20 protein-coding genes are annotated in these 24,262 nt (G+C 72.7%); 4 read left to right on the plus strand and 16 right to left on the minus strand.

All coding sequences use genetic code 11. The features are described 5' to 3' along the window. Window positions 1-47 precede the first annotated feature (47 nt). Complete coding sequence (locus tag AQJ64_RS35140; protein ID WP_055636531.1) at window positions 48-470, plus strand: Rieske (2Fe-2S) protein; 423 nt, start codon at window positions 48-50, stop codon at window positions 468-470. Here AQJ64_RS35140 and AQJ64_RS35145 read toward each other — a convergent pair whose 3' ends face one another. The 11 genes from AQJ64_RS35145 to AQJ64_RS35195 form a co-directional block, all read right to left on the minus strand. Next, window positions 471-1,493, minus strand: a complete 1,023-nt coding sequence (locus AQJ64_RS35145) for an ADP-ribosylglycohydrolase family protein (RefSeq protein WP_055636530.1) — start codon at window positions 1,491-1,493, stop codon at window positions 471-473. Next, window positions 1,490-2,218: an NUDIX hydrolase gene (locus tag AQJ64_RS35150; protein WP_055636529.1), complete on the minus strand. Its 729-nt coding sequence runs from the start codon at window positions 2,216-2,218 to the stop codon at window positions 1,490-1,492. The genes AQJ64_RS35145 and AQJ64_RS35150 overlap by 4 nt, the downstream gene beginning before the upstream one ends. Window positions 2,219-2,419: 201 nt before the next feature. Then, entirely contained in the window at window positions 2,420-3,505 is a 1,086-nt protein-coding gene (locus AQJ64_RS35155; RefSeq protein WP_055636528.1) for a pseudouridine synthase, read from the minus strand. Beyond that, entirely contained in the window at window positions 3,505-4,152 is a 648-nt protein-coding gene (gene scpB / locus AQJ64_RS35160; RefSeq protein WP_055636527.1) for an SMC-Scp complex subunit ScpB, read from the minus strand. Before scpB ends, AQJ64_RS35155 begins: the two co-directional genes overlap by 1 nt. Then, entirely contained in the window at window positions 4,149-5,471 is a 1,323-nt protein-coding gene (locus AQJ64_RS35165) for a segregation and condensation protein A (protein ID WP_206189812.1), read from the minus strand. The genes scpB and AQJ64_RS35165 overlap by 4 nt, the downstream gene beginning before the upstream one ends. Before the next feature lie 18 nt (window positions 5,472-5,489). Further along, entirely contained in the window at window positions 5,490-6,047 is a 558-nt protein-coding gene (locus AQJ64_RS35170) for a hypothetical protein (RefSeq protein ID WP_079062128.1), read from the minus strand. Then, window positions 6,032-7,168: a ParA family protein gene (locus AQJ64_RS35175; protein ID WP_079062129.1), complete on the minus strand. Its 1,137-nt coding sequence runs from the start codon at window positions 7,166-7,168 to the stop codon at window positions 6,032-6,034. Before AQJ64_RS35175 ends, AQJ64_RS35170 begins: the two co-directional genes overlap by 16 nt. Window positions 7,169-7,595: 427 nt before the next feature. Beyond that, window positions 7,596-8,720 carry an alanine dehydrogenase gene (ald, locus tag AQJ64_RS35180; protein WP_055636524.1) on the minus strand — a complete coding sequence of 375 codons (1,125 nt, stop codon included), beginning with the start codon at window positions 8,718-8,720 and terminating at the stop codon, window positions 7,596-7,598. A 170-nt stretch (window positions 8,721-8,890) separates the two neighbouring features. Continuing rightward, the gene (locus AQJ64_RS35185; protein WP_055636523.1) at window positions 8,891-10,951 is read right to left on the minus strand and encodes a tetratricopeptide repeat protein; all 2,061 of its coding nucleotides are present in this window, start codon (window positions 10,949-10,951) and stop codon (window positions 8,891-8,893) included. 170 nt (window positions 10,952-11,121) lie between these two features. Continuing rightward, window positions 11,122-11,748: an NUDIX domain-containing protein gene (locus AQJ64_RS35190; protein ID WP_055636522.1), complete on the minus strand. Its 627-nt coding sequence runs from the start codon at window positions 11,746-11,748 to the stop codon at window positions 11,122-11,124. 102 nt (window positions 11,749-11,850) lie between these two features. Further along, a complete protein-coding gene (locus tag AQJ64_RS35195; protein WP_055636521.1) occupies window positions 11,851-13,521 on the minus strand; it encodes a CTP synthase in 1,671 nt (556 codons plus the stop codon). Between the two features lie 492 nt (window positions 13,522-14,013). On the opposite strand from AQJ64_RS35195, the gene AQJ64_RS35200 reads away from it, so the two are divergent. From AQJ64_RS35200 to AQJ64_RS35210, 3 genes are all read left to right on the plus strand, one after another. Further along, the gene (locus AQJ64_RS35200; protein ID WP_055636520.1) at window positions 14,014-15,816 is read left to right on the plus strand and encodes a glycoside hydrolase family 15 protein; all 1,803 of its coding nucleotides are present in this window, start codon (window positions 14,014-14,016) and stop codon (window positions 15,814-15,816) included. Window positions 15,817-15,958: 142 nt separating this feature from the next. Then, the gene (locus AQJ64_RS35205; RefSeq protein WP_055636519.1) at window positions 15,959-17,341 is read left to right on the plus strand and encodes an FAD-binding oxidoreductase; all 1,383 of its coding nucleotides are present in this window, start codon (window positions 15,959-15,961) and stop codon (window positions 17,339-17,341) included. Window positions 17,342-17,391: 50 nt separating this feature from the next. After that, window positions 17,392-19,038: a PucR family transcriptional regulator gene (locus AQJ64_RS35210; protein WP_055636518.1), complete on the plus strand. Its 1,647-nt coding sequence runs from the start codon at window positions 17,392-17,394 to the stop codon at window positions 19,036-19,038. A 13-nt stretch (window positions 19,039-19,051) separates the two neighbouring features. Here AQJ64_RS35210 and AQJ64_RS35215 read toward each other — a convergent pair whose 3' ends face one another. The 5 genes from AQJ64_RS35215 to AQJ64_RS35235 form a co-directional block, all read right to left on the minus strand. After that, on the minus strand, window positions 19,052-20,179 hold the full coding sequence (locus tag AQJ64_RS35215; RefSeq protein WP_055636517.1) for a glycosyltransferase family 4 protein: 1,128 nt from the start codon (window positions 20,177-20,179) through the stop codon (window positions 19,052-19,054). A gap of 198 nt (window positions 20,180-20,377) precedes the next feature. Further along, a complete protein-coding gene (gene recN / locus AQJ64_RS35220) occupies window positions 20,378-22,108 on the minus strand; it encodes a DNA repair protein RecN (RefSeq protein WP_211286522.1) in 1,731 nt (576 codons plus the stop codon). Between the two features lie 103 nt (window positions 22,109-22,211). Next, complete coding sequence (locus AQJ64_RS35225) at window positions 22,212-23,117, minus strand: NAD kinase (protein WP_059203299.1); 906 nt, start codon at window positions 23,115-23,117, stop codon at window positions 22,212-22,214. Continuing rightward, the gene (locus tag AQJ64_RS35230; RefSeq protein ID WP_055635542.1) at window positions 23,114-23,929 is read right to left on the minus strand and encodes a TlyA family RNA methyltransferase; all 816 of its coding nucleotides are present in this window, start codon (window positions 23,927-23,929) and stop codon (window positions 23,114-23,116) included. Before AQJ64_RS35230 ends, AQJ64_RS35225 begins: the two co-directional genes overlap by 4 nt. A 7-nt stretch (window positions 23,930-23,936) precedes the next feature. Beyond that, a complete protein-coding gene (locus tag AQJ64_RS35235; RefSeq protein WP_055635541.1) occupies window positions 23,937-24,230 on the minus strand; it encodes a hypothetical protein in 294 nt (97 codons plus the stop codon). Window positions 24,231-24,262 lie beyond the last annotated feature (32 nt).

Consider the following 24,262-nt stretch of genomic DNA (forward strand, 5'->3'; position numbering starts at 1 on the left):
CGCTTGGCTGGCAGCTGTACGTGCTTCCGCATCCCCGGAGTGACGACATGACCTTCTCCCCGACCCGGCGCACGGTGCTCGTCGTGACGGGCGGCGCGGCAGCCGCCCTGGCCACGGGCTGCGGCAACGACGGCGACGGTGCGTCGTCGGACGCGGCCGACTCGACGACGTCCGATGGCGCCGGTGGCGCGCTGGCGAAGACCACCGACATCCCCGAGGGCGGCGGCAAGGTCTTCACGGCCGAGAAGGTCGTCGTCACCCAGCCCACGAAGGGCGACTTCAAGGCCTTCTCGGCGGTCTGCACCCATCAGGGGTGCACGGTCGGCAGCGTCGCCGACGGCACCATCAACTGCCCCTGCCACAAAAGCGAGTTCCGGATCGCCGACGGCTCGGTGGCCTCCGGTCCGGCGACGAAGCCGCTGCCCGAGAAGCAGATCACGGTGCAGGGCGACAGCATCACGCTGACCTGATCACAGGTCCCACAGCGCGCCGAGCGTCACCAGCTCCCCCTGGTACTCGATGCGGTCCGCCCAGGGCGTGGGCCAGGCGTCCGCGCCGGCGTGCGCGCCCGCGAAGGCGCCCGTCAGACAGGCGATGGAGTCGGAGTCGCCGGAGGAGCAGGCGGCCCGGCGCAGCGCGGTGACCGGCTCGTCGGGGAAGAGCAGGAAGCACAGCAGTCCGGTGGCCATGGCCTCCTCGGCGATCCAGCCCGCCCCCGTGGCCAGGCACGGGTCGCTCTCGGGCGCGGGGTCGCGCAGAGCCTCGGCGAGGCGGTCCAGGACGCCCAGGCACTCGTCCCAGCCGCGCGCGATGAAGTGCTCGGCGGACGGGTCCTGGCTGCGGGTCCACAGGTCGCCGAGCCAGCGGTGGTGGTAGCGGGTGCGGTTCGCGACGGCGTACGCGCGCAGCTGTCCGACCAGGCCGGCCGGCGGGGCGCCCTGGGCGAGGAGCCGTACGGCGTGGGCGGTGAGGTCGGACGCGGCGAGCGCGGTGGGGTGCCCGTGGGTGAGCGCGGACTGGAACTGGGCGGCCCCGGCGCGCTGCTCCTCGCTGAGGCCGGGGGCGAGGCCGACGGGGGCGACGCGCATGTTGGCGCCGCAGCCCTTGGAGCCGATCTGGCTGGCGTCCTGCCACAGCCGCCGCTCGTCCTTGAGCAGGTCGCAGGCGGTCAGGCAGGTCCGGCCGGGGGCGCGGTTGTTCTCGGGCGACTGGTACCAGTCGACGAACTCCTCGCGCAGGGGCCGCTCCAGCCGGGTGGGCACCAGCAGTCCCCGGTCCATCGCGGTGCGCAGGGCGCGGGCGACGGCGAGGGTCATCTGGGTGTCGTCGGAGACGAAGGGCCGCCCGGGGAGTTCCATCCCCCGCCAGGGCCCGCACTTGGCGAGGATCGAGGGGACGTCGTTGAACTCGGTGGGGAAGCCGAGCGCGTCCCCGAGGGCGAGGCCCAGCAGGGCGCCGGTGGCGGCGCGCTTCCTCACGGTGGTGGTGGTCATGCGGAACGTCCTTCCCGGGGCGGTCGCAGCAGGGGCGGGTGGAGCGCGGTGGCGGTGCCCGCGCGGTAGAGGGCGGCCGGTTTGCCGCGGCCGCCGGTCAGCCGCGCGGCGCCGGGCACCGGTTCGACGAACCCCGGTGTGGCCAGTACCTTGCGGCGGAAGTTGGGACGGTCCAGCCCCGTCCCCCAGACCGTCTCGTAGACCTGCTGGAGCTCGCCGAGGGTGAACTCGGGCGGGCAGAAGGAGGTCGCGAGGCAGGTGTACTCGAGCTTGGCGCCGACCCGGTCGTGGGCGTCGGCCAGGATCCGGTCGTGGTCGAAGGCGAGCGGCCCGGTGTCGTCGTACGGCAGCCAGCGGGCCTCGGCCGCGTCGCCGCCGCCGTGCGGTTCGGGCGCGTCGGGCAGCAGCGCGGCGAAGGCGACGGACACGACCCGCATCCGGGGGTCGCGGCCGGGGTCGCTGTAGGTGCGCAGCTGTTCCAGGTGCAGTCCGGAGGCCGCGGAGACGTCGTCCAGGCCGGTCTCCTCGGCCAGTTCGCGCCGGGCCGCCGTCTCGGCGGACTCGTCCGGCCGCACGAAGCCGCCGGGCAGCGCCCATTTCCCCGCGTACGGCTCCTGTCCGCGCTCGACGAGCAGCACGTGCAGGGCGCCCTCGCGGAGGGTGAGGACGGCGAGGTCGACGGTGACGGCGAAGGGTTCGTGCGCGTACTTGTCGTAGCCCTGCACGCTCGTCGCCCCCTTTGTGGTCACTGTTCCTGGTCACTGTTCACTGTTTATGGTCACTGTGACTAATAGTCATGACGACTATAAAGAACGAGCCGCCGGGCCACAACCCCTCAGCGCCGCTCTGACCGCCTTGTGCACAAACGGAAGCGGCCGGCACCGGATGACCCGGTACCGGCCGCCACACGGCCGTGCAGAGCGCCTCTAGAGGTCGACCTCGTTCATCAGCATGCCGACCTCCGTGTTGGACAGCCGTCGCAGCCAGCCCGACTTCTGGTCTCCCAGGGTGATCGGCCCGAAGGACGTGCGCACCAGCTTCTCGACCGGGAAGCCCGCCTCGGCCAGCATGCGGCGCACGATGTGCTTGCGGCCCTCGTGCAGGGTGACCTCGACGAGGTAGTTCTTGCCGGTCTGCTCGACGACCCGGAAGTGGTCCGCGCGCGCGTACCCGTCCTCCAGCTGGATGCCGTCCTTGAGCTTCTTGCCCAGGTCGCGCGGGATCGGGCCCACGATGGCGGCGAGGTAGGTCTTCTTCACGCCGTACTTCGGGTGGGTCAGCCGGTGCGCCAGCTCACCGTGGTTGGTGAGCAGGATGACACCCTCGGTCTCGGTGTCGAGCCGGCCGACGTGGAAGAGCCGCGTCTCGCGGTTGGTGACGTAGTCCCCGAGACACTGCCGCCCCTCCGGGTCCTCCATCGTGGAGACCACACCGGCGGGCTTGTTCAGCGAGAAGAACTGGTACGACTGCGTCGCGACCGTCAGGCCGTCGACCTTGACCTCGTCCTTCTCCGGGTCGACCCGCTTGCCCTGTTCGAGCACGACCTCGCCGTTGACCTCGACCCGCGCCTGCTCGATCAGCTCCTCGCAGGCCCGGCGGGAGCCGTAGCCCGCGCGCGCGAGGACCTTCTGGAGCCGCTCGCCCTCCTGCTCGGCGCCCGGGAAGGTCTTGGGCGGCTTGATGTCCTTCTTGCCCGCGTACCGCTCGCGGTTGCGCTCCTCGGCCCGTGCCTCGTACTCGCGCGAGGTGCCCGGGGCCGTACGCCCGCGCTGGGGCTGCGCCCTCTTGGGGCCGCCCTTGGCACCGCCGCGCGCGGAGCCGCCGCGCCCGGACTTCGGGCCGTCCGGGGAGGCGGAGGGGCCGACGTCGTAGCGGCGCTCCTCGGGACGGGGCCTGCGGGGGCGACCCTGGCCGCCCTGGCCGCCCTGGCCGCCCTGCTTCTGGTCCCTGCCGTTGCCGGCCCCGCGGTAGTTACCGCGCCCGCCGCTCTTGCCGCTACCGCTGCTTCGCATCAAAGTTCCGTCGTCGTCGTGTCAGTCGTCTTCGTCGTGGGCCCGTCGTCCGTGTCCGGGGCGTCCGGGTCGAACGACGGCACCGCTTCCTGGGTCTCGGCCTCGATCGCCTCCGCCTCCGGGAGGAAGGGCGCGAGCTCCGGGAGCTCGTCCAGACCGCGCAGGCCCATCCGCTCCAGGAAGTAGTTCGTCGTCGCATACAGGATCGCACCTGTTTCGGGTTCCGTGCCCGCCTCCTCGACCAGACCGCGCTGCAACAGGGTGCGCATCACACCGTCACAGTTGACTCCGCGCACCGCGGAGACCCGGCTGCGGCTGACCGGCTGCCGGTAGGCGACCACGGCGAGCGTCTCCAGCGCGGCCTGGGTGAGCCGGGCCTGCTGCCCGTCCAGCACGAACCGCTCCACGGCGGGCGCGTACTGCGCGCGCGTGTAGAACCGCCAGCCGCCCGCGACGAACCGCAGCTCGAAGCCGCGGCCCTGCACGGTGTACTCGTCGGCCAGTTCCCGCAGCGCGTCGGCGACCTGCCGCCGGGGCCGCTCCACGATCTTCGCGAGGTGTTCCTCGGTGGCGGGCTCGTCCACCACCATCAGGACGGCCTCCAGGGCGCCCTTGAGATCGAGCGCGGCGACGGTGCTGTCGGTCACTGCTTCTTCCCCTTCCCGGGCTCCTCGGGCATCTCCGGCGGCCGGTCGAACTCGTCGGTGACCATCGGCCGGGCGTCGCCGTCCCCGGCGGTCCAGCGCACCAGCAGCTCGCCGAGCGCGGTCTCCTGGTCGAGCGCGACCGCCTTCTCCCGGTACAGCTCCAGCAGCGCCAGGAACCGGGCCACGACGGTCAGGGTGTCGTCGGTGTCCTCGACGAGCGTCCGGAAGCTGGCCTCGCCCAGCACCCGCAGCCGTGCGACGACGATCCCGGCCTGCTCCTGCACGCTCACCAGCGGGGCGTGGATGTGGTCGACGTACACCTGCGGCTTCGGCCTGGGCTGCATCGCCTTGACCGCGAGCCGGGCGAACCCTTCCGCCCCGATGCTGATGACCACCTCGGGCAGCAGCTCGGCGTGGTGCGGTTCGAGGCCCACGGTGCGGGGGTAGCGGCGGGCCTCGACGTCGAGCCGGTACGTGAAGATGTCGGCGACCTGTTTGTACGCGCGGTACTGGAGCAGCCGGGCGAACAGCAGGTCCCTGGCCTCCAGCAGCGCGAGGTCGGCCTCGTCCTCGACCTCGGCGGCGGGCAGCAGCCGGGCGGCCTTGAGATCGAGCAGGGTGGCGGCGACGACGAGGAACTCGGTCGTCTGGTCCAGGTCCCAGTCCGGCCCCATCGCCCGGATGTGCGCCATGAACTCGTCGGTCACCTTCGACAGCGCGACCTCGGTGACGTCCAGCTTGTGCTTGGAGATCAGCTGGAGCAGCAGGTCGAACGGCCCCTCGAAGTTCGCGAGCCGCACCTTGAAGACACCGTCGGGCGCCTCCTGCGCCGGCTCCGGTGCGACGGCCCCGGGCTCGGATGCGGCTTCGGGCTCCGGCTCGACGCCCTCCGGCTCCGGTGCGGCCTCAAGCTCTGGCTCGACGGCCCCAGGGTCCGGTGCGGCCACAGGCTCCGACGCGACGGCCCCGGACCCCCGCTCGACTGCTTCGGGCTCCGGTACGACGACCTCGGGCTCCGGGACCACGGCCTCCGGCTCCGGTGCGGCCTCAGGCTCCGACGCGACGGCCCCGGGCTCCGGTGCGGCCTCAAGCTCTGGCTCGACGGCCCCAGGGTCCGGTGCGGCCACAGGCTCCGACGCGACGGCCCCGGACCCCCGCTCGACTGCTTCGGGCTCCGGTACGACGACCTCGGGCTCCGGGACCACGGCCTCCGGCTCCGGTGCGGCCGGTGCCGCACCCGGCCCCCGGCCCAGCGCACGTCGGCGACCGCCGGCTCTGCCGGGCCCGGGAGCGTCGTTCGAGGGGTTCGCGGAGGTCATGGCCCCCGCAGGCTACCCCTACCGCCCCCGCAGCCGTCGTACGAGGATGCTGGCGTCTCCACGGGTCTCCAGGTCGGCCAGCACCACAGCGACCGCCTCCCGCACGATCCGCCCGCGGTCCACGGCCAGCCCGTGCTCGCCGCGGAGCACCAGCCGGGCGTGCTCCAGGTCCATGAGTTCCTCGGCGGACACGTACACGGTGATCTTCTCGTCGTGCCGCTCGCGCCCGCTGGGCCGGCGGGCGGCCTGCCGTCCCCGCTTGCGCGACTGGGCCTCGCCGGAGACGGCGGCAGAACCTTCCTGCGCCGGTGCCGCGGGCCGCCGTGCGGGGCGCTCCCCGGTGAGGGCCTGGTCGGCGTCGGCCGCCGCGTGTTCGGCGCCCTCGCCGTCCCCGCCCTGGACGGGGACGGCCTGCGGCGCGTCCTCGCCCGCGGCGACCCCGTCGCTCTCGCCGGCCGGGGCGGGCACCCGGGCCTCGCCACCGGCCTGGCGTCGGGGTGCGGACGGCTGAAGCGCCATTCCCCCTGTCGTACGGAAGAGTTCGTCGGCCCCCGGCAGACTCACTCGGCGTGACACCGGGCGAGCACCTCCCTGGCGAGCTGGCGGTAGGCGGCGGCACCGACGGAGTTGGAGGCGTACGTGGTGATCGGCTCGCCGGCGACCGTGGTCTCCGGGAAGCGGACCGTGCGCCCGATGACCGTGTGGTAGACGTGGTCGTCGAAGGCCTCGACGACCCGGGCCAGGACCTCACGGCTGTGGACCGTGCGCGAGTCGTACATCGTGGCGAGGATGCCGTCGAGCTCCAGCTCCGGGTTGAGCCGCTCCTGGACCTTCTCGATCGTCTCGGTCAGCAGGGCCACACCGCGCAGCGCGAAGAACTCGCACTCCAGCGGCACGATCACCTTGTGCGCGGCCGTCAGCGCGTTGACCGTGAGCAGGCCGAGCGAGGGCTGGCAGTCGATGACGATGTAGTCGTAGTCGTCCATCAGCGGCTTGAGCGCCCGCTGGAGGGTCGACTCGCGCGCGACCTCGGAGACCAGCTGGACCTCGGCGGCCGACAGGTCGATGTTGCTGGGCAGCAGGTCCATGTTGGGGACCGCGGTCTTCAGGAGCACCTCGTCGGCCGCCATGCCCCGCTCCATGAGCAGGTTGTAGACCGTGAGGTCGAGCTCCATCGGATTGACGCCGAGGCCGACCGACAGCGCGCCCTGCGGGTCGAAGTCGACGAGCAGCACCCGGCGTCCGTACTCCGCGAGCGCGGCACCCAGGTTGATGGTCGACGTCGTCTTGCCCACGCCGCCCTTCTGGTTGCACATCGCGATGATCGTCGCGGGGCCGTGCTGGGTCAGCGGGCCCGGGATCGGGAAGTACGGCAGCGGGCGCCCGGTCGGGCCGATGCGCTCACGGCGCTGCCGTGCCGCGTCGGGCGCGAGGGTGGCCGCGTACTCCGGGTCCGGCTCGTACTCGGCGTCGGGGTCGTAGAAGTGCCCGTCGGGCAGTTCGTCGTAGTCGGCGAAGTGGTTGTGGGGCGCGCCACTTCCGTCGCCGGCCATGGCGTTCACGTGATGACCGTCCATGCTCTGGTGTGCTGACAGAGCCGTGCGGGGGCCGAGCCGGCTCTGGTGGGCTGCGAAGGTTCGGACAGCGACGGAGCCGACAGCCTCGAGCCCCGCGGAACCCTGGTCCCGCGTAGGCATTCCTGGTTGACCACCCCCGGGAGCAAATGTCGACTCATTCACAAGTCGTCTTACCTCCTTGGTGACCAGGAAACTTCTAGACAAGGTCAGCGTGGCACCATGCCGACGGTTGGCGACTCTATGGCGTGTCGGGCGTCCGCAGCAACACAATCCGCCGGACCCGGCCCGATGTGTCGGCAATGAAACATGTCGCTGTCAAGGGCGTACGGCCGTCGCACGGCAGGTTCGACCGGTGCGCGAATCGGTCGAAGGGTTACGTTCGAGGCGAGTTGACCGAGAGCCGCAAAGTGACCATACACACATCCGGCCGGACCTTGCGGGGCAAGGTCCGGCCGGGCGTGTGCCGTTGACGCGCCTTGTTGACGTATCGCCTTTACGAAAAGGTGACTTCATCGCGGCGCCCGGCGGAGGGATCCGCCGCGGGGGCTCAGCCGAGGAGCTGGTCGAGCTCCACGTGCTCCAGGCCGTGCGCCTCCGCCACCTCGCGGTAAACGACCTTGCCGTCATGGGTGTTGAGACCCCGGGCCAGCGCGGCGTCGCGGCGCAGCGCCTCCGCCCAGCCCCTGTTCGCGAGTTCGACGATGTAGGGCAGCGTGGCGTTGGTGAGCGCGTAGGTGGAGGTGTTGGGGACGGCGCCGGGCATGTTGGCGACGCAGTAGAAGACCGAGTTGTGGACCTGGAAGGTCGGCTCGGCGTGGGTGGTGGGGCGGGAGTCCTCGAAGCAGCCGCCCTGGTCGATCGCGATGTCGACAAGGACACTCCCGGGCTTCATACGGGACACCAGCTCGTTGGTGACGAGCTTGGGGGCCTTGGCGCCGGGGATGAGGACCGCGCCGATGACGAGGTCGGCCTCGAGGCAGGCCTTCTCCAGCTCGAAGGCGTTGGAGACGACGGTCTGGATCTTCGTGCCGAAGATCTTGTCGGCTTCCTTGAGCTTGTTGATGTCCCGGTCGAGCAGGGTGACGTGGAAGCCCATGCCGATGGCGATCTGCGCCGCGTTCCAGCCGGAGACGCCGCCGCCGATGACGACGGCCTTGCCGGCCGGGACGCCGGGCACGCCGCCGGGCAGCACACCGCGGCCGCCGCCGGCCCGCATCAGGTGGTAGGCGCCGACCTGCGGGGCGAGACGGCCGGCGACCTCGGACATGGGCGCGAGCAGCGGCAGGGCGCGGTTCGGGAGCTCGACGGTCTCGTAGGCGATGGCGGTCGTGCCGGACTCCAGCAGGGCGTCCGTGCACTCCTTGGACGCGGCCAGGTGCAGGTAGGTGAAGAGGGTCTGGTCCTTGCGGAGGCGGTGGTACTCCTCGGCGACGGGCTCCTTGACCTTCAGCAGCAGGTCGGCGGTGGCCCACACCTCGTCGGCCGTCTCCAGGATCCGGGCACCGGCGGCCACGTACTCCTCGTCGGTGATCGACGAGCCGACGCCGGCGTGGCGCTCGATGACCACCTGGTGGCCGTGGCGCACCAGCTCGTGCACACCGGCGGGGGTGATGGCCACCCGGAACTCGTTGTTCTTGACCTCGCGGGGGATGCCGACCTTCACGTCGATCACGGTCCTTGGCTCAGAGGGTGGGGGCATAGGGATACATACCCGGATGCAAGGGGTACACCGGGATACACCGCAGGAGAAGGTGCGGCAGAGCCAGTCTAATGAAGGTGTTCCCGCTGTCTAGCCTTTCAATGCATCAACCTTCAGCAGATGCACTGCGGATTTCGCAGGTGTTAGGGCTGTGTTCCGGCCGATTGTGGATCCGATGCCCCGGTCCGGGGGTCCCGCGGGTCCTCCTGGGCGGCCTCCTCCAGGAGCCGGCCCGCCTCGCCGCGGTGCAGCCGCGCGGCCGTCGGGTCGCCGAGGCGGTCCAGGGTGTCGGCGAGCCGCAGCCGCACCGCCGCCTGGAGCCGGGTGTCCTCGGCGCGCCGCGCCCACTCCAGCGCCTCCTCGCAGGTGCGCAGCGACTCCTCGGGCCGGCCCGCGTACTCCTGGACCCGCGCCAGCTCGCTCAACGCCCGTGCGTAGGCGGCCACATCGCCGTTCTTGCGGTGCCCGGCCGCCGCGGCCCGCCAGGCCCGCTGCGCCTCGCCGTAGCGGCCCGCGTAGGTGTGCGCGCCGGCGATCCGGCCGTACAGCCGGGCGGCGTCCGCGCGCTCGTCGCGGGCCAGGCGCTGGGCGAGGGCCCGGCCGTACCAGTCCGCGGCCCGTTCGTAGTCCCCGAGCTCCAGATGCGCGCCTCCTACGGATTCCATCGCGCGGCCGGTCGCATACGGGTCGTGCGCCGCCCGTCCTGCGTCCAGCGCCGCCCGGTAGCGCACCAGGGCCTCGGCCGTGCGCCCGGTCCTGGCGTCCACGTCGGCCAGGTTCAGCAGGGCGGCGGCCTTCTCCCGGGGCAGGTCGCGGCGCTCGGCCACGTCGAGGACGAGCCGGTGGACGCCGTACAGGTCGGGCGCGGCCTCCTGGGTGCCGAAGTGCGCGACCATCGCCCGCACCAGCTGGGACATCAGCCGGCGGGCCAGGGTGTCCAGTTCGCCGTCCGCGACGGCCGCGCGGGCCGCCGCGAGCAGGGCGGGGCGGCGGACGGTCAGCCACTCGGCGGCGGCGGCCCGGGTGGGGAAGCGCAGGCCGCGGGGGGTGCCCTGGAGCTTCTCGCGGGCCTGGGGGTTGTCCGGCTCGGTGACGGCCCGGCAGGACTGCAGCAGCCGTACCGTCCGCTCGAACATACGGGCGCGGGCCAGCTGGAGCTCGGCGGGGCGTTCATGGGCCTCGGCGGCGGCGCGCAGCAGGGGGTGCAGGGCGGCCGGGACCTCGTACTGGGGCAGCGGGGAGTCCACGGCCCGCAGCAGGCCGCGGGCGGTGAGGTCGTCCAGGGCGGTCCGGGCGGCGCTCATCGAGCAGCCGGCGAGCGCGGCGGCGGTGTGCGGGTCGGCCAGTCCGGCCGGGGCCAGCGAGAGCAGACGCAGGGTGCGGGCGGCGGGGGCCGGCAGGGTGGCGTGGACGAGGCCGAAGACATGGCTGAGCGGGGTGCCCGCGGCGTCCTCGGCGATCTCCGCGTTGAGCTGTTTGGCGAGGTCGGAGACGGCCGCCTGGGGGCGGGCGGCGAGCCAGCCGCCGGCCAGGATCAGCGCGGCGGGCTGGCCCTGGCAGATCTCGACCAGGCCCTCGGCCGCGCGCGGGTCGACGGTGATGCGGACCGAGCCGGTGTAGCGGGTGAGGAGGTCGAGGGCGGACTTGGTGTCCAGGCCGCCGAGGGTGCAGGGACGGACGTCCGCGATGCCGGTGAGGGGGCCCGCGGAGACGGCGACGAGCAGGCATTCCGGGGTGTCCGGCAGCAGCGCGTCGACCTGGTCCGCGCCGGTCGCGTCGTCCAGCAGGATCAGTGCGCGCCGGCCGGCGAGGGCCTCGCGCAGGGTGGCCGCGAGCTCGTCCTCGTCGGCGCCGGCCGGGGCCGGCAGGTCCAGGGCGGTGAGCAGGTCGCGGGCGGCGCGCTCGACGGGGACGGGGGTGCCGTCGGGTTCGGCGAGCCGGGCGCGCAGGACCCCGTCGGGGTAGCGGCGGGCTACCTGCCGTACGAGTTCCCCGGCGAGCGCGGTACGGCCGGAGCCGGGGCGGCCCGCGATGAGGAGCACACGCGCGCGCGGGGCCTTCCGCCCGGTGAGGGTGTCCAGCCCGGTGCGCTCGATGTCGGCCCGCAGTTCCTTCAACTCCCGGGTCCGGCCCAGGAATTGACCCCGTGTCGCAGCGTGTCCGGACAGCTGCACGCCGCCTGTGTCCACTGCCTGATCCGTCACGGGCCACACTCCCGTCCCACGCGCACGCCTGCCCGCCGGGACTCCGGATCGGACGATTCCAGAGCCTAGTTCACGCTCTGCGACGTTCCGGGCGCAGGAGTGCGGGCACCGCCACGAGGTCCCCCGATCGGATCAGGCGATCGTCACACCGCAGCCGTGTGCGAGGCGGCTCAGGCCGCGAACGGGCGCGCCGGCCAGGGCGCCTCGGCGGGACGCAGCGCGTCGAGGCCGTCCCCGCCGCGCGCGGCCACGAACGACAGCACGCCCACCACGAGACAGGTGTTGTGCACCTGGCCCGCGAGCACCGCCCGGACCAGTTCGTCGACCGGCACGCGCGCGTGCTCCATGTCGGCCTCCTCGTCCTCCACCTCGAAACGCTGTCCCTCGGCCTCGGACAGCCCCCGGGCGAGGAAGATCCGTACGGACTCGTCGCAGCCGCCGGGAGTCGTGTACACGTCGGTCAGCACCCGCCAGTCCTCGGCCTTGACGTGCGCCTCCTCGTACAGCTCGCGCTGCGCGGCGTGCAGCGGGTTCTCACCGGGCACGTCGAGCAGGCCGGCCGGGATCTCCCAGAGCTTGTGCCGGACGGGGTGGCGGTACTGCTTGATCAGCAGCACCCGCTCCTCGTCGTCGAGGGCGAGGACGGCCACGGAACCGGGGTGGACCTGGTAGTCGCGGCGGACCACACCACCGTCGGGCATGACCACCTCATCCGTGCGGACGGAGGTCTTGTTGCCCACGAAGGGGGTCTCCGTGGAGCGGATCTCCCACGCCTCGGGGGTGTCCTTGATCGTCATGCCCTGTAGTCCTTCCACACGCTTCGAAAAAGACCCGCCGAACGAAAACCGGGGTGCTCACCTTTGAAGGGAAGCACCCCGGCCACCGTACAAGCTGGTGTGTTACTTGGAATTCTCCCGCTCGCCCTCGGCCCACTGCCGCTCGACCGAGGCCTTCACCAGGCCCGCGAACAGCGGATGCGGGCGCGTGGGCCGCGAGCGCAGCTCGGGGTGGGCCTGGGTGGCGACCAGGTAGGGGTGGACGTCGCGCGGGTACTCGACGTACTCGACGAGCTTGCCGTCCGGCGAGGTGCCGGAGAACAGGATGCCCGCCTTCTTCTCCAGCTCGGCGCGGTAGGCGTTGTTCACCTCGTACCGGTGGCGGTGCCGCTCCTCGACGTACTCCTTGCCGTCGTAGACCTCACGGACGATGGAGCCCTCCGCCAGCTTGGCCGGGTACATGCCCAGGCGCATCGTTCCTCCCATGTCGCCCTCGCCCGCCACGATGTCGAGCTGCTCGGCCATGGTGGAGATGACCGGGTGCGCGGTGGCCGCGTCGAACTCGGTGGAGTTCGCGTCGCCGATGTCGGCGAGGTTGCGGGCCGCCTCGATCACGATGCACTGGAGGCCCAGGCAGAGGCCCAGCAGCGGGATCCGGTTCTCACGGGCGTAGCGGATCGCGCCGACCTTGCCGAGCACACCGCGGTCGCCGAAGCCGCCCGGGATGCAGATGCCGTCCACGTCGGCGAGCTGGGCCCTGGCGCCGGCCGGGGTCTTGCAGTCGTCGGAGGTGACCCACTTGATCTTCACGCGGGCCTTGTTGGCGAAGCCGCCGGCGCGCAGCGCCTCGGTGACCGAGAGATAGGCGTCGGGCAGGTCGATGTACTTGCCGACCAGGGCGAGGGTGATCTCGTGGTCGGGGTTGTGGACGCGGTCGAGCAGGTCGTCCCAGGTCGTCCAGTCCACGTCGCGGAACGGCAGGTCCAGCTTGCGGACCACATAGGCGTCCAGGCCCTCGCCGTGCACGGTCTTCGGGATGTCGTAGATGGACCGCGCGTCCGGGCAGGCCACGACCGCGGCCTCGTCGACGTCGCACATCAGCGAGATCTTGCGCTTGATCGCGGTCGGGACCTCGCGGTCGCAGCGCAGCACGATCGCGTCTGGCTGGATACCGATGTTGCGCAGGGCGGCCACGGAGTGCTGGGTGGGCTTGGTCTTCAGCTCGCCGGACGGGCCGATGTAGGGCAGGAGCGAGATGTGCACCACGAACACGTTGTCCCGGCCGACCTCGTGCCGGACCTGGCGGACGGTCTCCAGGAAGGGCAGCGACTCGATGTCGCCGACCGTGCCGCCGACCTCCGTGATCACGACGTCCACCTCGTCCGTCGCCATGCGGCGGATGCGGTGCTTGATCTCGTTGGTGATGTGCGGGATGACCTGCACGGTGTCGCCCAGGTACTCGCCACGGCGCTCCTTGGCGATCACCGTGGAGTACACCTGGCCGGTGGTGACGTTCGCCGAGCCGTCCAGGTCGCGGTCGAGGAAGCGCTCGTAGTGGCCGATGTCCAGGTCGGTCTCGGCGCCGTCGTTGGTGACGAACACCTCACCGTGCTGGAAGGGGTTCATCGTGCCCGGGTCGACGTTCAGGTACGGGTCGAGCTTCTGCATCACGACGCGCAGGCCGCGCGCCTTGAGCAGCATGCCCAGGCTGGAGGCGGTCAGACCCTTGCCGAGAGAGGAGGCGACACCCCCGGTGACGAAGATGTGCTTGGTCGTCGTAGATTTCGGCGGCATGGCCAAGAGGGGCTCCCGTGGTCGCGGTCTGGGGTCGCTGCGGTTCGGGGGTTTCGAGCCCACCGGTCCACGGGCTACCAGGGTATCAGCGCCTCGACGGGATGGCTTCCGGCCACGCTCCGCGTACGCGCCGACACCGGACGCGCCATTCGCGCGAGCCGGGCAGACTACTTCTTACGGGCTTCTCACCGGTGGCTCACCCGTTCGGCGTACGCACGTTGCCCGGAGCGACACACAGATCATCTACGTGCGTCGTATCCTGCTCGGACACTCGCTGCCGAGCCCGGCCGGCAAGACGGCACACCCCAGCCCGTAACCACCGGAACAACGAGAGCTCGTCAGTTCGTTGAGCAACAATTGGCGTTTTGCCCATACGGCGGAGCGACTGCTTTGCTTCATCGCTCAACGACGCATTACAACGACCCCTTGACCGCACTAGCGACAGCCCCCCGTTCGCGTGGGGGTGACGTGGCCGTTCGACTGGAGTTGCACGTGGCCGGGCGCATCGAAGACTACGCACTCATCGGAGACATGCAGACCGCTGCCCTGGTCTGCCGTGACGGGACAGTGGACTGGCTGTGCCTGCCCCGCTTCGACTCACACGCGATCTTCGCAGGTCTGCTCGGCACAGAGGAACACGGATTCTGGCGCCTGGGCCCGGCCCACGCCTCCGACACCCAGCCGCCCGCGGCCGCCCGGCGCACCTACCGCGGCGACTCGCTGATCCTGGAGTCCGAGTGGGACACCCCGCGCGGCACGGTCCGGGTCACCGACTTCATGCCCCCGCGCGACGGCGCTCCCCAGCTCATCCGCATCGTCGAGGGCGTCACGGGCCGCGTCCCGATGCGCTCCACCCTGCGCATGCGCTTCTCCTACGGCCGTGTGGTCCCGTGGGTGCACAAGCACGAGGGGCGCACGGTCGCCGTCGCGGGCCCGGACTCGGTGTGGTTCGACACCACCGCCGAGACCTACGGAAAGTCGCTGACGACGTACGCGGACTTCACGGTCGCCCCCGGTGACCGCATCGCGTTCACGATCTCCTGGGAGCCCTCGCACAAGCAGCCGCCGGCGCTGCCCGAGCCGGAGCAGTCGCTGGAGGCGACGGAGGAGTTCTGGCGCGAGTGGGTGGAGCACTGCACCTACCACGGCCCGTACCGCGAGGCGGTGATCCGCTCGCTGATCACCCTCAAGGCGCTCACCTACGCCCCCACCGGCGGCATCGTCGCGGCCCCGACCACCTCCCTGCCCGAGGACATCGGCGGCGTCCGCAACTGGGACTACCGCTACACCTGGCTGCGCGACGCGGCGATCACCCTCTCCTCGCTGCTGCGCACCGGCTATCGCGAGGAGGCCCGCGCCTGGCGCGAGTGGCTGCTGCGCGCGGTCGCCGGCGACCCCGAGAACCTCCAGATCATGTACGGCATCGCGGGCGAGCGCGAGCTGGGCGAGGCCGAGCTGGACTGGCTGCCGGGCTACGAGAACTCCGCCCCCGTCCGGGTCGGCAACGGCGCGGCGCACCAGCTCCAGCTGGACGTCTACGGCGAGGTCACCGAGGCCCTGCACCTCGGCCACATGACCGGCCTCGCCCGCAACGACTACGCCTCCCTGCTGCAGCTCAAGCTGATCCGCTACCTGGAGAAGCACTGGGACGCACCCGACGAGGGCATCTGGGAGGTGCGCGGCCCGCGCCGCCACTTCGTGCACTCCAAGGTCATGGCGTGGGTCGCCGTGGACCGCACCATCAAGCTCATCGAGTCCGGCGACGCCGACGGCCCGCTGGAGCGGTGGCGCGAGCTGCGCGACGACATCCACCGGGACGTGTGCGAGAAGGGCTACGACAAGGAACGCAACACGTTCACCCAGTCGTACGGCTCCAAGGAGCTGGACGCCTCGCTGCTCCTGATCCCCCAGATGGGCTTCCTGCCGCCCGACGACAAGCGGGTCATCGGCACCATCGAGGCGATCCAGCGGGAGCTGTCCACCCCGGACGGCTTCATCCTGCGCTACCCCACCTCGGGGGACAACGAGGGCGTCGACGGCCTCCCCGGCGACGAGGGCGCCTTCCTCGCCTGCTCCTTCTGGATGGCCGACGACCTCGCGATGATCGGGCGCGTCGACGAGGCCCGCAAGCTCTTCGAGAAGCTGCTCTCCCTGCGCAACGACCTCGGCCTCCTCGCCGAGGAATGGGACCCCCGCCTCAAGCGCCAGGTCGGCAACTTCCCCCAGGCCTTCAGCCATGTCCCCCTGATCGACACGGCCCTGCGCCTGACGGCGTCGGGGGCCTACGGGGGCTGAAGCCCCCGCGCCCTGCGGGGCGCGGGGAACTGCGCGACCAGCCACAACCGCGCCGCAGACGGACGACGGCGCATCGCGGCCTTCCCAGCGGAGCGCTTACGCTGGGAAGGTCATACTGCCCCTGCACGGAAGGGGGCGCCTCATGGCCTCCCCGTCGAAGGCGGGCGCGGCGCTCGCCGCGCTGCGCGAGGAACTGTCGGGCGATGTGTTCGCCCCGGACGACCCGGGCTACGACGAGGCCCGCACGGTCTTCAACGCGATGGTCGACCGGCGGCCGGCGGTGATCGCGCAGTGTGTGGACGAGGCGGACGTCGTACGGACGGTCCGCTTCGCCCGTGATCTGGACCTGCCCGTCGCGGTGCGCGGCGGCGGGCACAGCGTGGCGGGCAGCGCGCTGGGCGACGGCGCGGTGGTGGCCGATCTGCGGCACATGCGGGCGGTCACCGTCGATCCCGGGGCCCGGACGGTGCGTATCGCGGGCGGCGCCACCATGAGCGACCTGGACCGCGCCTGCGCCCCCTTCGCCCTCGCCACGACCGGTGGCCGGGCCTCCACCACGGGCGTCGGCGGGTTCGTCCTCGGCGGCGGCTCCGGCTGGCTGGACCGCGCCTTCGGCCTGGCGGTGGACAACCTGCTCGGCGTGGACCTGGTCACCGCCGAGGGCACCCGGGCGCACGCCGACGCCGACGACAACCCGGAGCTGTTCTGGGCCCTGCACGGCGGCGGCGGGAACTTCGGCGTCGCCACCGCGCTCACCCTGAGCCTGCACGACCTGCCCGACTTCTCGATCGCGCTGCTGCTGTACCAGCCCGAGTTCGGCCGCGAGGTCACCCGCACCTACCGCGAGCTGATCACGGCCGGCCCCGACGAGGCGAGCGGCATGGTCGTCTACCTCACCGGCCCGCCGGCGGAGTTCGTCCCGCCGCACCTGGTCGGCACCCTGCTGGTCGGCTCACTGCTGACATACGCCGGTTCCGAGGCCGATCTGCGCAAGCTGGCCGAGCCGATGCTGGCGCTGCCCCACGAGGCGGCGGTCGTCGGCGCGATGCCGTACGCCGAGGTGCAGTGCATGCTGGACGACCCGCCGGGGATGCGGAACTACTGGTCGGCGGAGTACCTGACCGGCGTACCGGACGAGTTCGTGGAGGTCTACTGCGCCCGCGGCGAGGCCGTCCCGGTGCCGACGGGCACCATGCACGCGCTGTTCCCGCAGGGCGGCGCGATCGCCGCGGGCCCGCACGACTACCCGGTGCCGTACCGCGACGCCCCGTGGGGCGTGCACCCCTTCGGTCTCTGGGAGGACCCGGCCGACGACGAGCGCTGTGTGGCGTGGGTGCGGGACGTACGGACCGACGCCCGGCCGTGGAGCACCGGGGACGTCTATCTGAACTTCATCGGCGACGAGGGCACCGACCGGGTCGTGGCCGGCCTCGGCGCGGAGAACGCGCGGCGGCTCGCGGACGTCAAACGGCACTACGACCCCGACAACGTCTTCCGCTTCAACCACAACATCAAGCCCGCCTGACCGGCCGCTCGGCTGTCTGCCGGGGCGTCCGCGCAGGTAGCGTCCGCTGCATGGACAGCCGTACCGACCACCACCGACCCGACAGCCAGGACGCCGGCATCACCGTGCGGCGGGCGCTGGAACTGCCCGGCCTGCGCAGCGGGCTGCCCGAGATCCTCGCGGGCGCGGACCGGCTGGGGCGGACCGTGCGCTGGGTGCACGCCGGCGAGGTCCCGCACATCGCCTCGCTGCTCAAGGGCGGCGAGCTGCTGCTGACCACGGGATACGGCCTCGGCACCCGGCCGGCCGAGCAGCGGGCGTTCGTGCGCACCCTGGCCGAGCGGGGCATCGCGGCCCTGGTGATCGAGCTGGGCCCGCGCTTCACCCGGCTGCCCGCGACCCTGGTGGAGACGGCGCGGGCGAACGGCCTGCCCCTGGTGCAGCTGCACCGCGAGGTGCCGTTCGTGACGGTCACGGAGGAGATCCACACCGAGATCGTCAACGGCCACTACGCCCTGCTCCAGCGCGCCGAGGAGGTGCACCGCCGCTGCACCGAGGCGCTGCTGGGCGGCGGCGGGATCCCGCAGGTGCTGGGCATCCTGGCCGGCTTCGGCGGCAACCCGGTGTTCCTGGAGACGACCGACGGACAGCTGCTGTACGCCGCCGGGGAGGGACCGCAGGGGGCGGATCCGCTCCAGGTGTGGGAAGGGCTGCGCGGCCCGCGCAAGGACGTGCCGCCGCCCGCCGGGTCGGTGCTGGTGGATGTGCCCGGGGGCGGGCCGGGGGCGGGTTCGGTCCGCGCCCGGCTCGTGCTGCTGCCCGTGCGCGGCCCGCTCGCTCCGGTGCACCGGATGGCAGCGGAGCGGGCGGCGGGGATCCTGGCCGTGGTGCTGATGCAGGCCCGCCAGGAGGAGGAGCTGGCGGCGCGTGGCCGGGGCGACTTCCTGACCGATCTCGCCGAGGGCCGGATCACGGCGGAGGACGCGCCGGCGCAGGCCCGGGTGCTGGGCTTCAAGCCCGGTGCCGGCCCGCTGCTGCCGGTCGTGATGCGGCTGGGCGACGCGCTCTCCCCCGGCGGGGGCTGGGCGGTGCTGGCCCGGGCGGTCGCCGAGGAGCTGGCGTCGGTGGGCGTGCCGGTGCTGCTGGGCGTGCGGCCGGTGGAGGGCCGGGTGCCGCTGCTGGTGGGCCTGCGGTCGGAATCGGAGCGGTCCGCGGTCGCGGACCGGGTCGCGGCGGCGCTGCGGGCGGGGGTGGAACGGGCCGGGATGCGGCGGCCGGGCGCCCCGCCGCCGATCGTGGTGGTCGGGGTCGCGGGCGGCTGGGCGGCGGCCTCGGCGGGCCTGCGGCACGCGGCGGAGACGGCGACCGCCGCCCAGGGCCTGTCGGACCGCCCCTGGTACGACGCCCGCCGCCTCGACATCGACCTGCTGCTGTGGCGGCTGCGCGACCACCCGGACCTGGCGGCCTTCGTGGACCGCGCGATCGGTCCGGTCCGCGACCACGACCTGCGGTCCAAACCGCCGCTGCTGCCCACCCTGGAGACCTATCTGGCCCACGTGGGCCGCAAGGCGGAGACGGCCCGCGAACTGCACCTCAACCGCCAGACGCTCTACAACCGCCTCGCCCGCATCGGCGAACTGCTGGGCACCGACCTGGACGACCCGCAGACGGTCCTGGCCCTCAGCCTGGCCCTGCGCGCCCGCCGCCATCTGCCCTGAGCGCACCGCGGGGTCAGATCATCGGCAGCGGCTGCGTCAGCTCGTCGTAGACGCTCAGGACCTGCGCGACGGTCTCGTCCTCGGTGGGCCAGGTCGCCGCCTGACGGGTCCCCAGGTCCCGCAGCCGCTCGTACCGTTGCCGATCGTCGAGCAGACGGACGACGGCCTCGGCGAAGGCCGGTGCGTCACCGGGCGGGACGAGTACGGCCGCCTCGCCGACGAGTTCGCGGATCCCGCCGGTCTGGGCGGCGACGAGCGGCACCCGCGCGTGGAGGGCCTCCTGCGCCAGCACCGAGCGGGCCTCCTCGCCGCCCGGCAGCAGCGCGAGGTCGGCGGCGGCGAGCAGCGCGCCGACGTCGTCCCGCCGCCCGAGCAGCCGGACCGGCAGCTCCTCGGCCTCGATCCGGTGCTGGAGCGCCGGCCGCAGCGGCCCCTCCCCGGCGATGACGACCAGCGGTACGGGGTCCAGCCGGCACCACGCGTGCGTGGCGTCCAGCAGCAGGTCGTAGCCCCGGTGCCGGTCCAGCGAACCGACGGCCATCAGCAACGGGCGGCCGATCGCGCCGAGTTCGGCCCGCACCTTGGAATGCGGCTGTTCCTCGTCCTCGGGCTCCGCGGCCGCGCCGGGCCCGGGCAACGCCACACCGGCGAGCCGGGCGTCCTTGGCGCCGGTGCGGCGGGCCCGGTCGACGAGGTCGGAGGTGGTGCCCAGGACCACGGCGGCCGCTCTCGCCACCCGCCGCTCCAGCAGCCGCAGCAGATGCGCGCGGGCGCCCTCGGCCCGTGCCCGGCTGTGCCAGGTGACGACGAGCGGGGTGGAGCGCCCGCCGAGCGCGAGGACGGCCCGGAAGGAGGCGTGCAGCCCGTGCGCGTGGACCACGTCGGCGTCCGTGCAGGCCGCCCGCAGCGCCGCCACCGACCCCGGGTCGCTGCTGCGCGGCACGTGCACGTGTTCGGCGCCGGCGCCGGTGAAGTCGTGGAGGCGCTCGGCCTCGGACGGGGCGCACACCGTCACCCGCACGCCCCGCGCGACGAGCCCCGCGGCCAGGGAGCGCACATGTGCGCTGCTGCCGGCGTTGCCGCCGCCCAGCACCTGCACGGTGCGCAGCGGCGACTGGCCGTGCGGTGAGTGGCTGCTCACGTGGCCGGGGCTCCTGGTTCGGCGTCGGACGGTCACGAAGGAACGGCTTCCTCCGCGTACCGAGCCCAAGGATGCCAGCACGCACGGGTGTTCCGTGCCGCCCGGCCGCCGGACCACCGGCGACACGGCCGCACAAGTCACCCACACGAGCGAAGAAACCCAGGGATCCGTTCGATTACGTCCCCTGGGTCACGTCCCCTACGCGTCCGCGCGGGCCGCCGCCAGCAGTTCCTCCGCGTGCGCCCGGGCCGTCTCCGAGTCCTCCTGCCCGGCCAGCATCCGGGACAGCTCCCGGATCCGCTCCTCGCCCTCCAGGACCTTCACACCGGACCGGGTGACCGACCCGTCGTTGGTCTTCTCCACCAGCAGCTGCCGGTCGGCGAAGGCGGCGACCTGCGGAAGGTGCGTCACCACGACCACCTGGGCGGACTTCGCGAGCTTGGCGAGCCGCCGCCCGATCTCGACCGCCGCCTTGCCGCCGACGCCCGCGTCGACCTCGTCGAAGAGGTACGTCGGCACGGGGTCGGTCCCCGCGAACACGACCTCCACGGCGAGCATCACGCGCGACAGCTCACCGCCCGAGGCGCCCTTGGCGATGGGCCGGGGCGGGGCCCCCGGGTGCGGGGCGAGCAGCAGCTCGACCTCGTCGGCACCGGACGGCCCGTAGGCGACCGCCCGCCCGCCGACCTCGACGCCCTCCGGATCCTCGGTCTGCCGGAGCGCGAACGACACACGCGCGTGCGGCATCGCGAGGGAGGCCAGCTCTGCCGTCACCGCCGCCGCGAACCTCTCCGCGGCCTCGGTCCGCGCATCCGTGAGCGCCTGCGCCAGGCCGCCCAGTTCGGTCCGCAGCGCGTCCCGCTCGGCGGTCAGCTCGTCGATCCGCTCGTCGTCGCCGTCCAGCTCGGTCAGCCGGGAGGCGCTCTGCTCGGCCCACGCCAGCACCGCGTTCACGTCCGGCCCGTACTTGCGGGTCAGCGCGGTGAGCGCGGCCCGCCGCTCCTCGACGGCCGCGAGGCGCAGCGGATCGGCGTCGAGGTCGTCGGCGTATCCCGCGAGCTCCCCGGCCACGTCACCGAGCAGGATGCCGATCTCCCCGATCCGGTCGGCGAGCGCGGCGAGCCTCGGGTCGTAGGACCGCACGGCCTCCAGGGCCCGCTGGGCGCCCGCCACCAGGGTCGCGGCGTCGATGCCCTCGGGATCCTCCGGATTGCCCGCGAGCGCGGCGTGCGCGGCCGTGGCGGCCGAGGACAGCGCCTCGGCGTGCCCGAGCCGCTCGGCCTCCTCGGCGAGCTCCGTGTCCTCCCCGGCGCGCGGTTCGACGCCGGACACCTCGTCGAGGCCGTAGCGCAGCATGTCGGCCTCCTGGGCCCGCTCACGCGCACGGGTGACGATCCCGTCCAGCTCGACGGCGACGGCCCGCAGCCGCCGGTAGGCCTCGGTGTACTTGGCGAGCGGCACGGCGACGGCGTCCCCGGCGTACCGGTCGAGCGCCTGCCGCTGCCGGGACAGCTTCAGCAGCCCCTGCTGGTCGGTCTGCCCGTGCACGGCCACCAGCTCGTCGGCCAGCTCGGCCAGCACGCCCACCGGCACACTGCGCCCGCCGACGTGCGCCCGCGACCGCCCCTCGGCGGAAACGGTACGGCTGATGAGCAGCGCGCCGTCGTCGAGCTCGGCCCCGGCCTCCTCGGCCCGTAGGGCCACCGGGGCGCCCAAGGGCACGGCGATGCGCCCCTCGACGACCGCCCGCTCGGCGCCGATCCGCACGAGCGCGGCATCGGCGCGCCCGCCCAGCAGCAGCCCGAGGCTGGTGACCACCATGGTCTTGCCCGCACCCGTCTCACCGGTGACGGCGGTGAACCCGGGCGACAGCTCGACGACCGCGTCGTCGATGACTCCGAGCGACCGTATCCGCATCTCCTCCAACACGGAGAAGACCTTACGAGGTCCGACCCGAGGAGTGCGAGGCACCCTGGTCACCCGGGCGAGTGGACATGCTTGTCAGGGGCGCCCCGCCACCCCCTGCCGACCGCTAATGCCGAGCCCCCCGCCACCCGGAGACGGGCAGAGCGAACTTCGCCACCAGCCGATCGGTGAAAGAAGCGTGATGCAATCGCGCAAGCCGCACCGGCACGGCCCCCCGCCGCACCTCCACCCGGGCCCCCGGAGGCAGCTCGAAGGTCCGCCGCCCGTCGCACCACAGCACCCCCGGCGGAATATGCGGCAGCAGCTCCACCGCGAGCACGGAATTCGGCGAGGTCACCAACGGCTTGGCGAACAGCGCGTGCGCGCTGATCGGCACCATCAGCAGCGCCTCGACCTCGGGCCACACCACAGGCCCGCCCGCCGAGAAGGCGTACGCCGTGGACCCGGTGGGCGTGGACAGCACGATCCCGTCGCACCCGAACCCCGTCACCGGGCGCCCGTCGATCTCCAGCACCACTTCCAGCAGCTTCTCGGCGCCCGCCTTCTGCACCGCCGCCTCGTTCAGCGCCCAGTCCGTGTGCACGATGTCCCCGTTGCGGTGCACGACGACATCGACGGTCATCCGCTCCTCGACCTCGTACGCCTTGCTGACCACCCGGTCGACGACCTTGTCGAGATCGTCCCGCTCGGCCTCGGCGAGGAACCCGACGCTGCCGAGGTTGACGCCGAGCATCGGCACCCCGGACGCCCGCGCGAACTCGGCGCCCCGCAGCAGCGTCCCGTCACCGCCGAGGACGATGAGCAGCTCACACCCCTCCAGGCAGTCCGGAGTGGCCTCGGCGACCAGTTCCACCTCGTCCGGCACATGCAGGTCGGAGGCCTCGTACTCCAGGACGCGCACCCCGATGCCCTCGCGCAGCAGCCCCTTCACCACCAGTTCCGCGCTGCGGATGGCGGCGGGCCGGCCCGTGTGGGCGAGGAGGAAAACAGTACGGGTTCGGTTCTCGGTCAACGCGGCCCCTCCGCAACTGCACGGTCAACGTCGGCCGGGTCCAGGGCAGGCGCCCCGGCCCGGAGCCACAGAAAGTACTCGACATTGCCCGACGGCCCGGGCAGTGGACTGGCGGTGACACCCTTCACCCCGAGCCCGAGGTCCCACGCCTTGCCGGCGACGCCGCGCACCGCCTCGGCCCGCAGCTGCGGACTGCGCACGACGCCCCCGCTGCCGAGCCGTTCCTTCCCCACCTCGAACTGCGGCTTGACCATCATCACCAGATCCGCGTCCGGCTCGGTGCACCGCTCCAGGGCCGGCAGCACCAGCCCGAGCGGGATGAAGGACAAGTCCCCCACGACAAGATCCACTGGCTTCCCATCGATCGCTTCAAGCGTCAACTCGCGTACGTTCGTACGGTCCTTGACGGTGACGCGTTCATCGCTGCGCAGAGACCAGGCGAGTTGTCCGTATCCGACGTCGACGGCGACGACGTGCGCGGCGCCGGCCCGCAGCAGCACATCGGTGAACCCGCCGGTGGACGCCCCGGCGTCCAGCGCCCGCCGCCCCTCGACGACGAGCCCCTGCGGCACGAAGACCTCCAGCGCCCCGGCGAGCTTGTGCCCGCCCCGGGAGACGTAGTCGGGGTCGCCGTCGGCCACGGCGACGACGATCGCGGCGGCCGTCTCCACCTGGGTGGCGGACTTGGTCGCGACGGTCTTGCCGACGGTGACCCGCCCCGCGGCGATCAGCTGCCCGGCGTGCTCCCGCGAGCGCGCGAGCTTGCGGCGGACCAGCTCCGCGTCCAGACGGCGACGTGCGACTCCTGCCACGTTCGGTTCAGCTCCTAGTGCCATACGAGGGTGAAGGCGCCCTCTGCTCGTACGAGGGTGAGGGCGCCGGAGGTCCCGGGCGGGCGTCGAGCGCGGTGAGCGCGTCGCGCAGCCCCCGGTGTACATCCTCGTACACCTCGAGGTGTCCGTCGGTGGCGAGGTGGTCGGCGTCGGCCAGCCGGTCCAGCTGGGCGTCGACCTCGGCGTTGCCGGTGGGAGTACGGGGGACGGCCAGCGGGGCGGGCGCGGCGGGGTCGTGCTCCGGCGCCTCCGGCGCGATCTCCGGCACTGTGTCGCTCATGCCCAGACGCTACCCCGAACCGCTGGGGTACC

Origin of the sequence: Streptomyces griseoruber (genome assembly GCF_001514205.1) — a bacterium.
In the GTDB taxonomy this organism is placed as follows: domain Bacteria; phylum Actinomycetota; class Actinomycetes; order Streptomycetales; family Streptomycetaceae; genus Streptomyces; species Streptomyces griseoruber.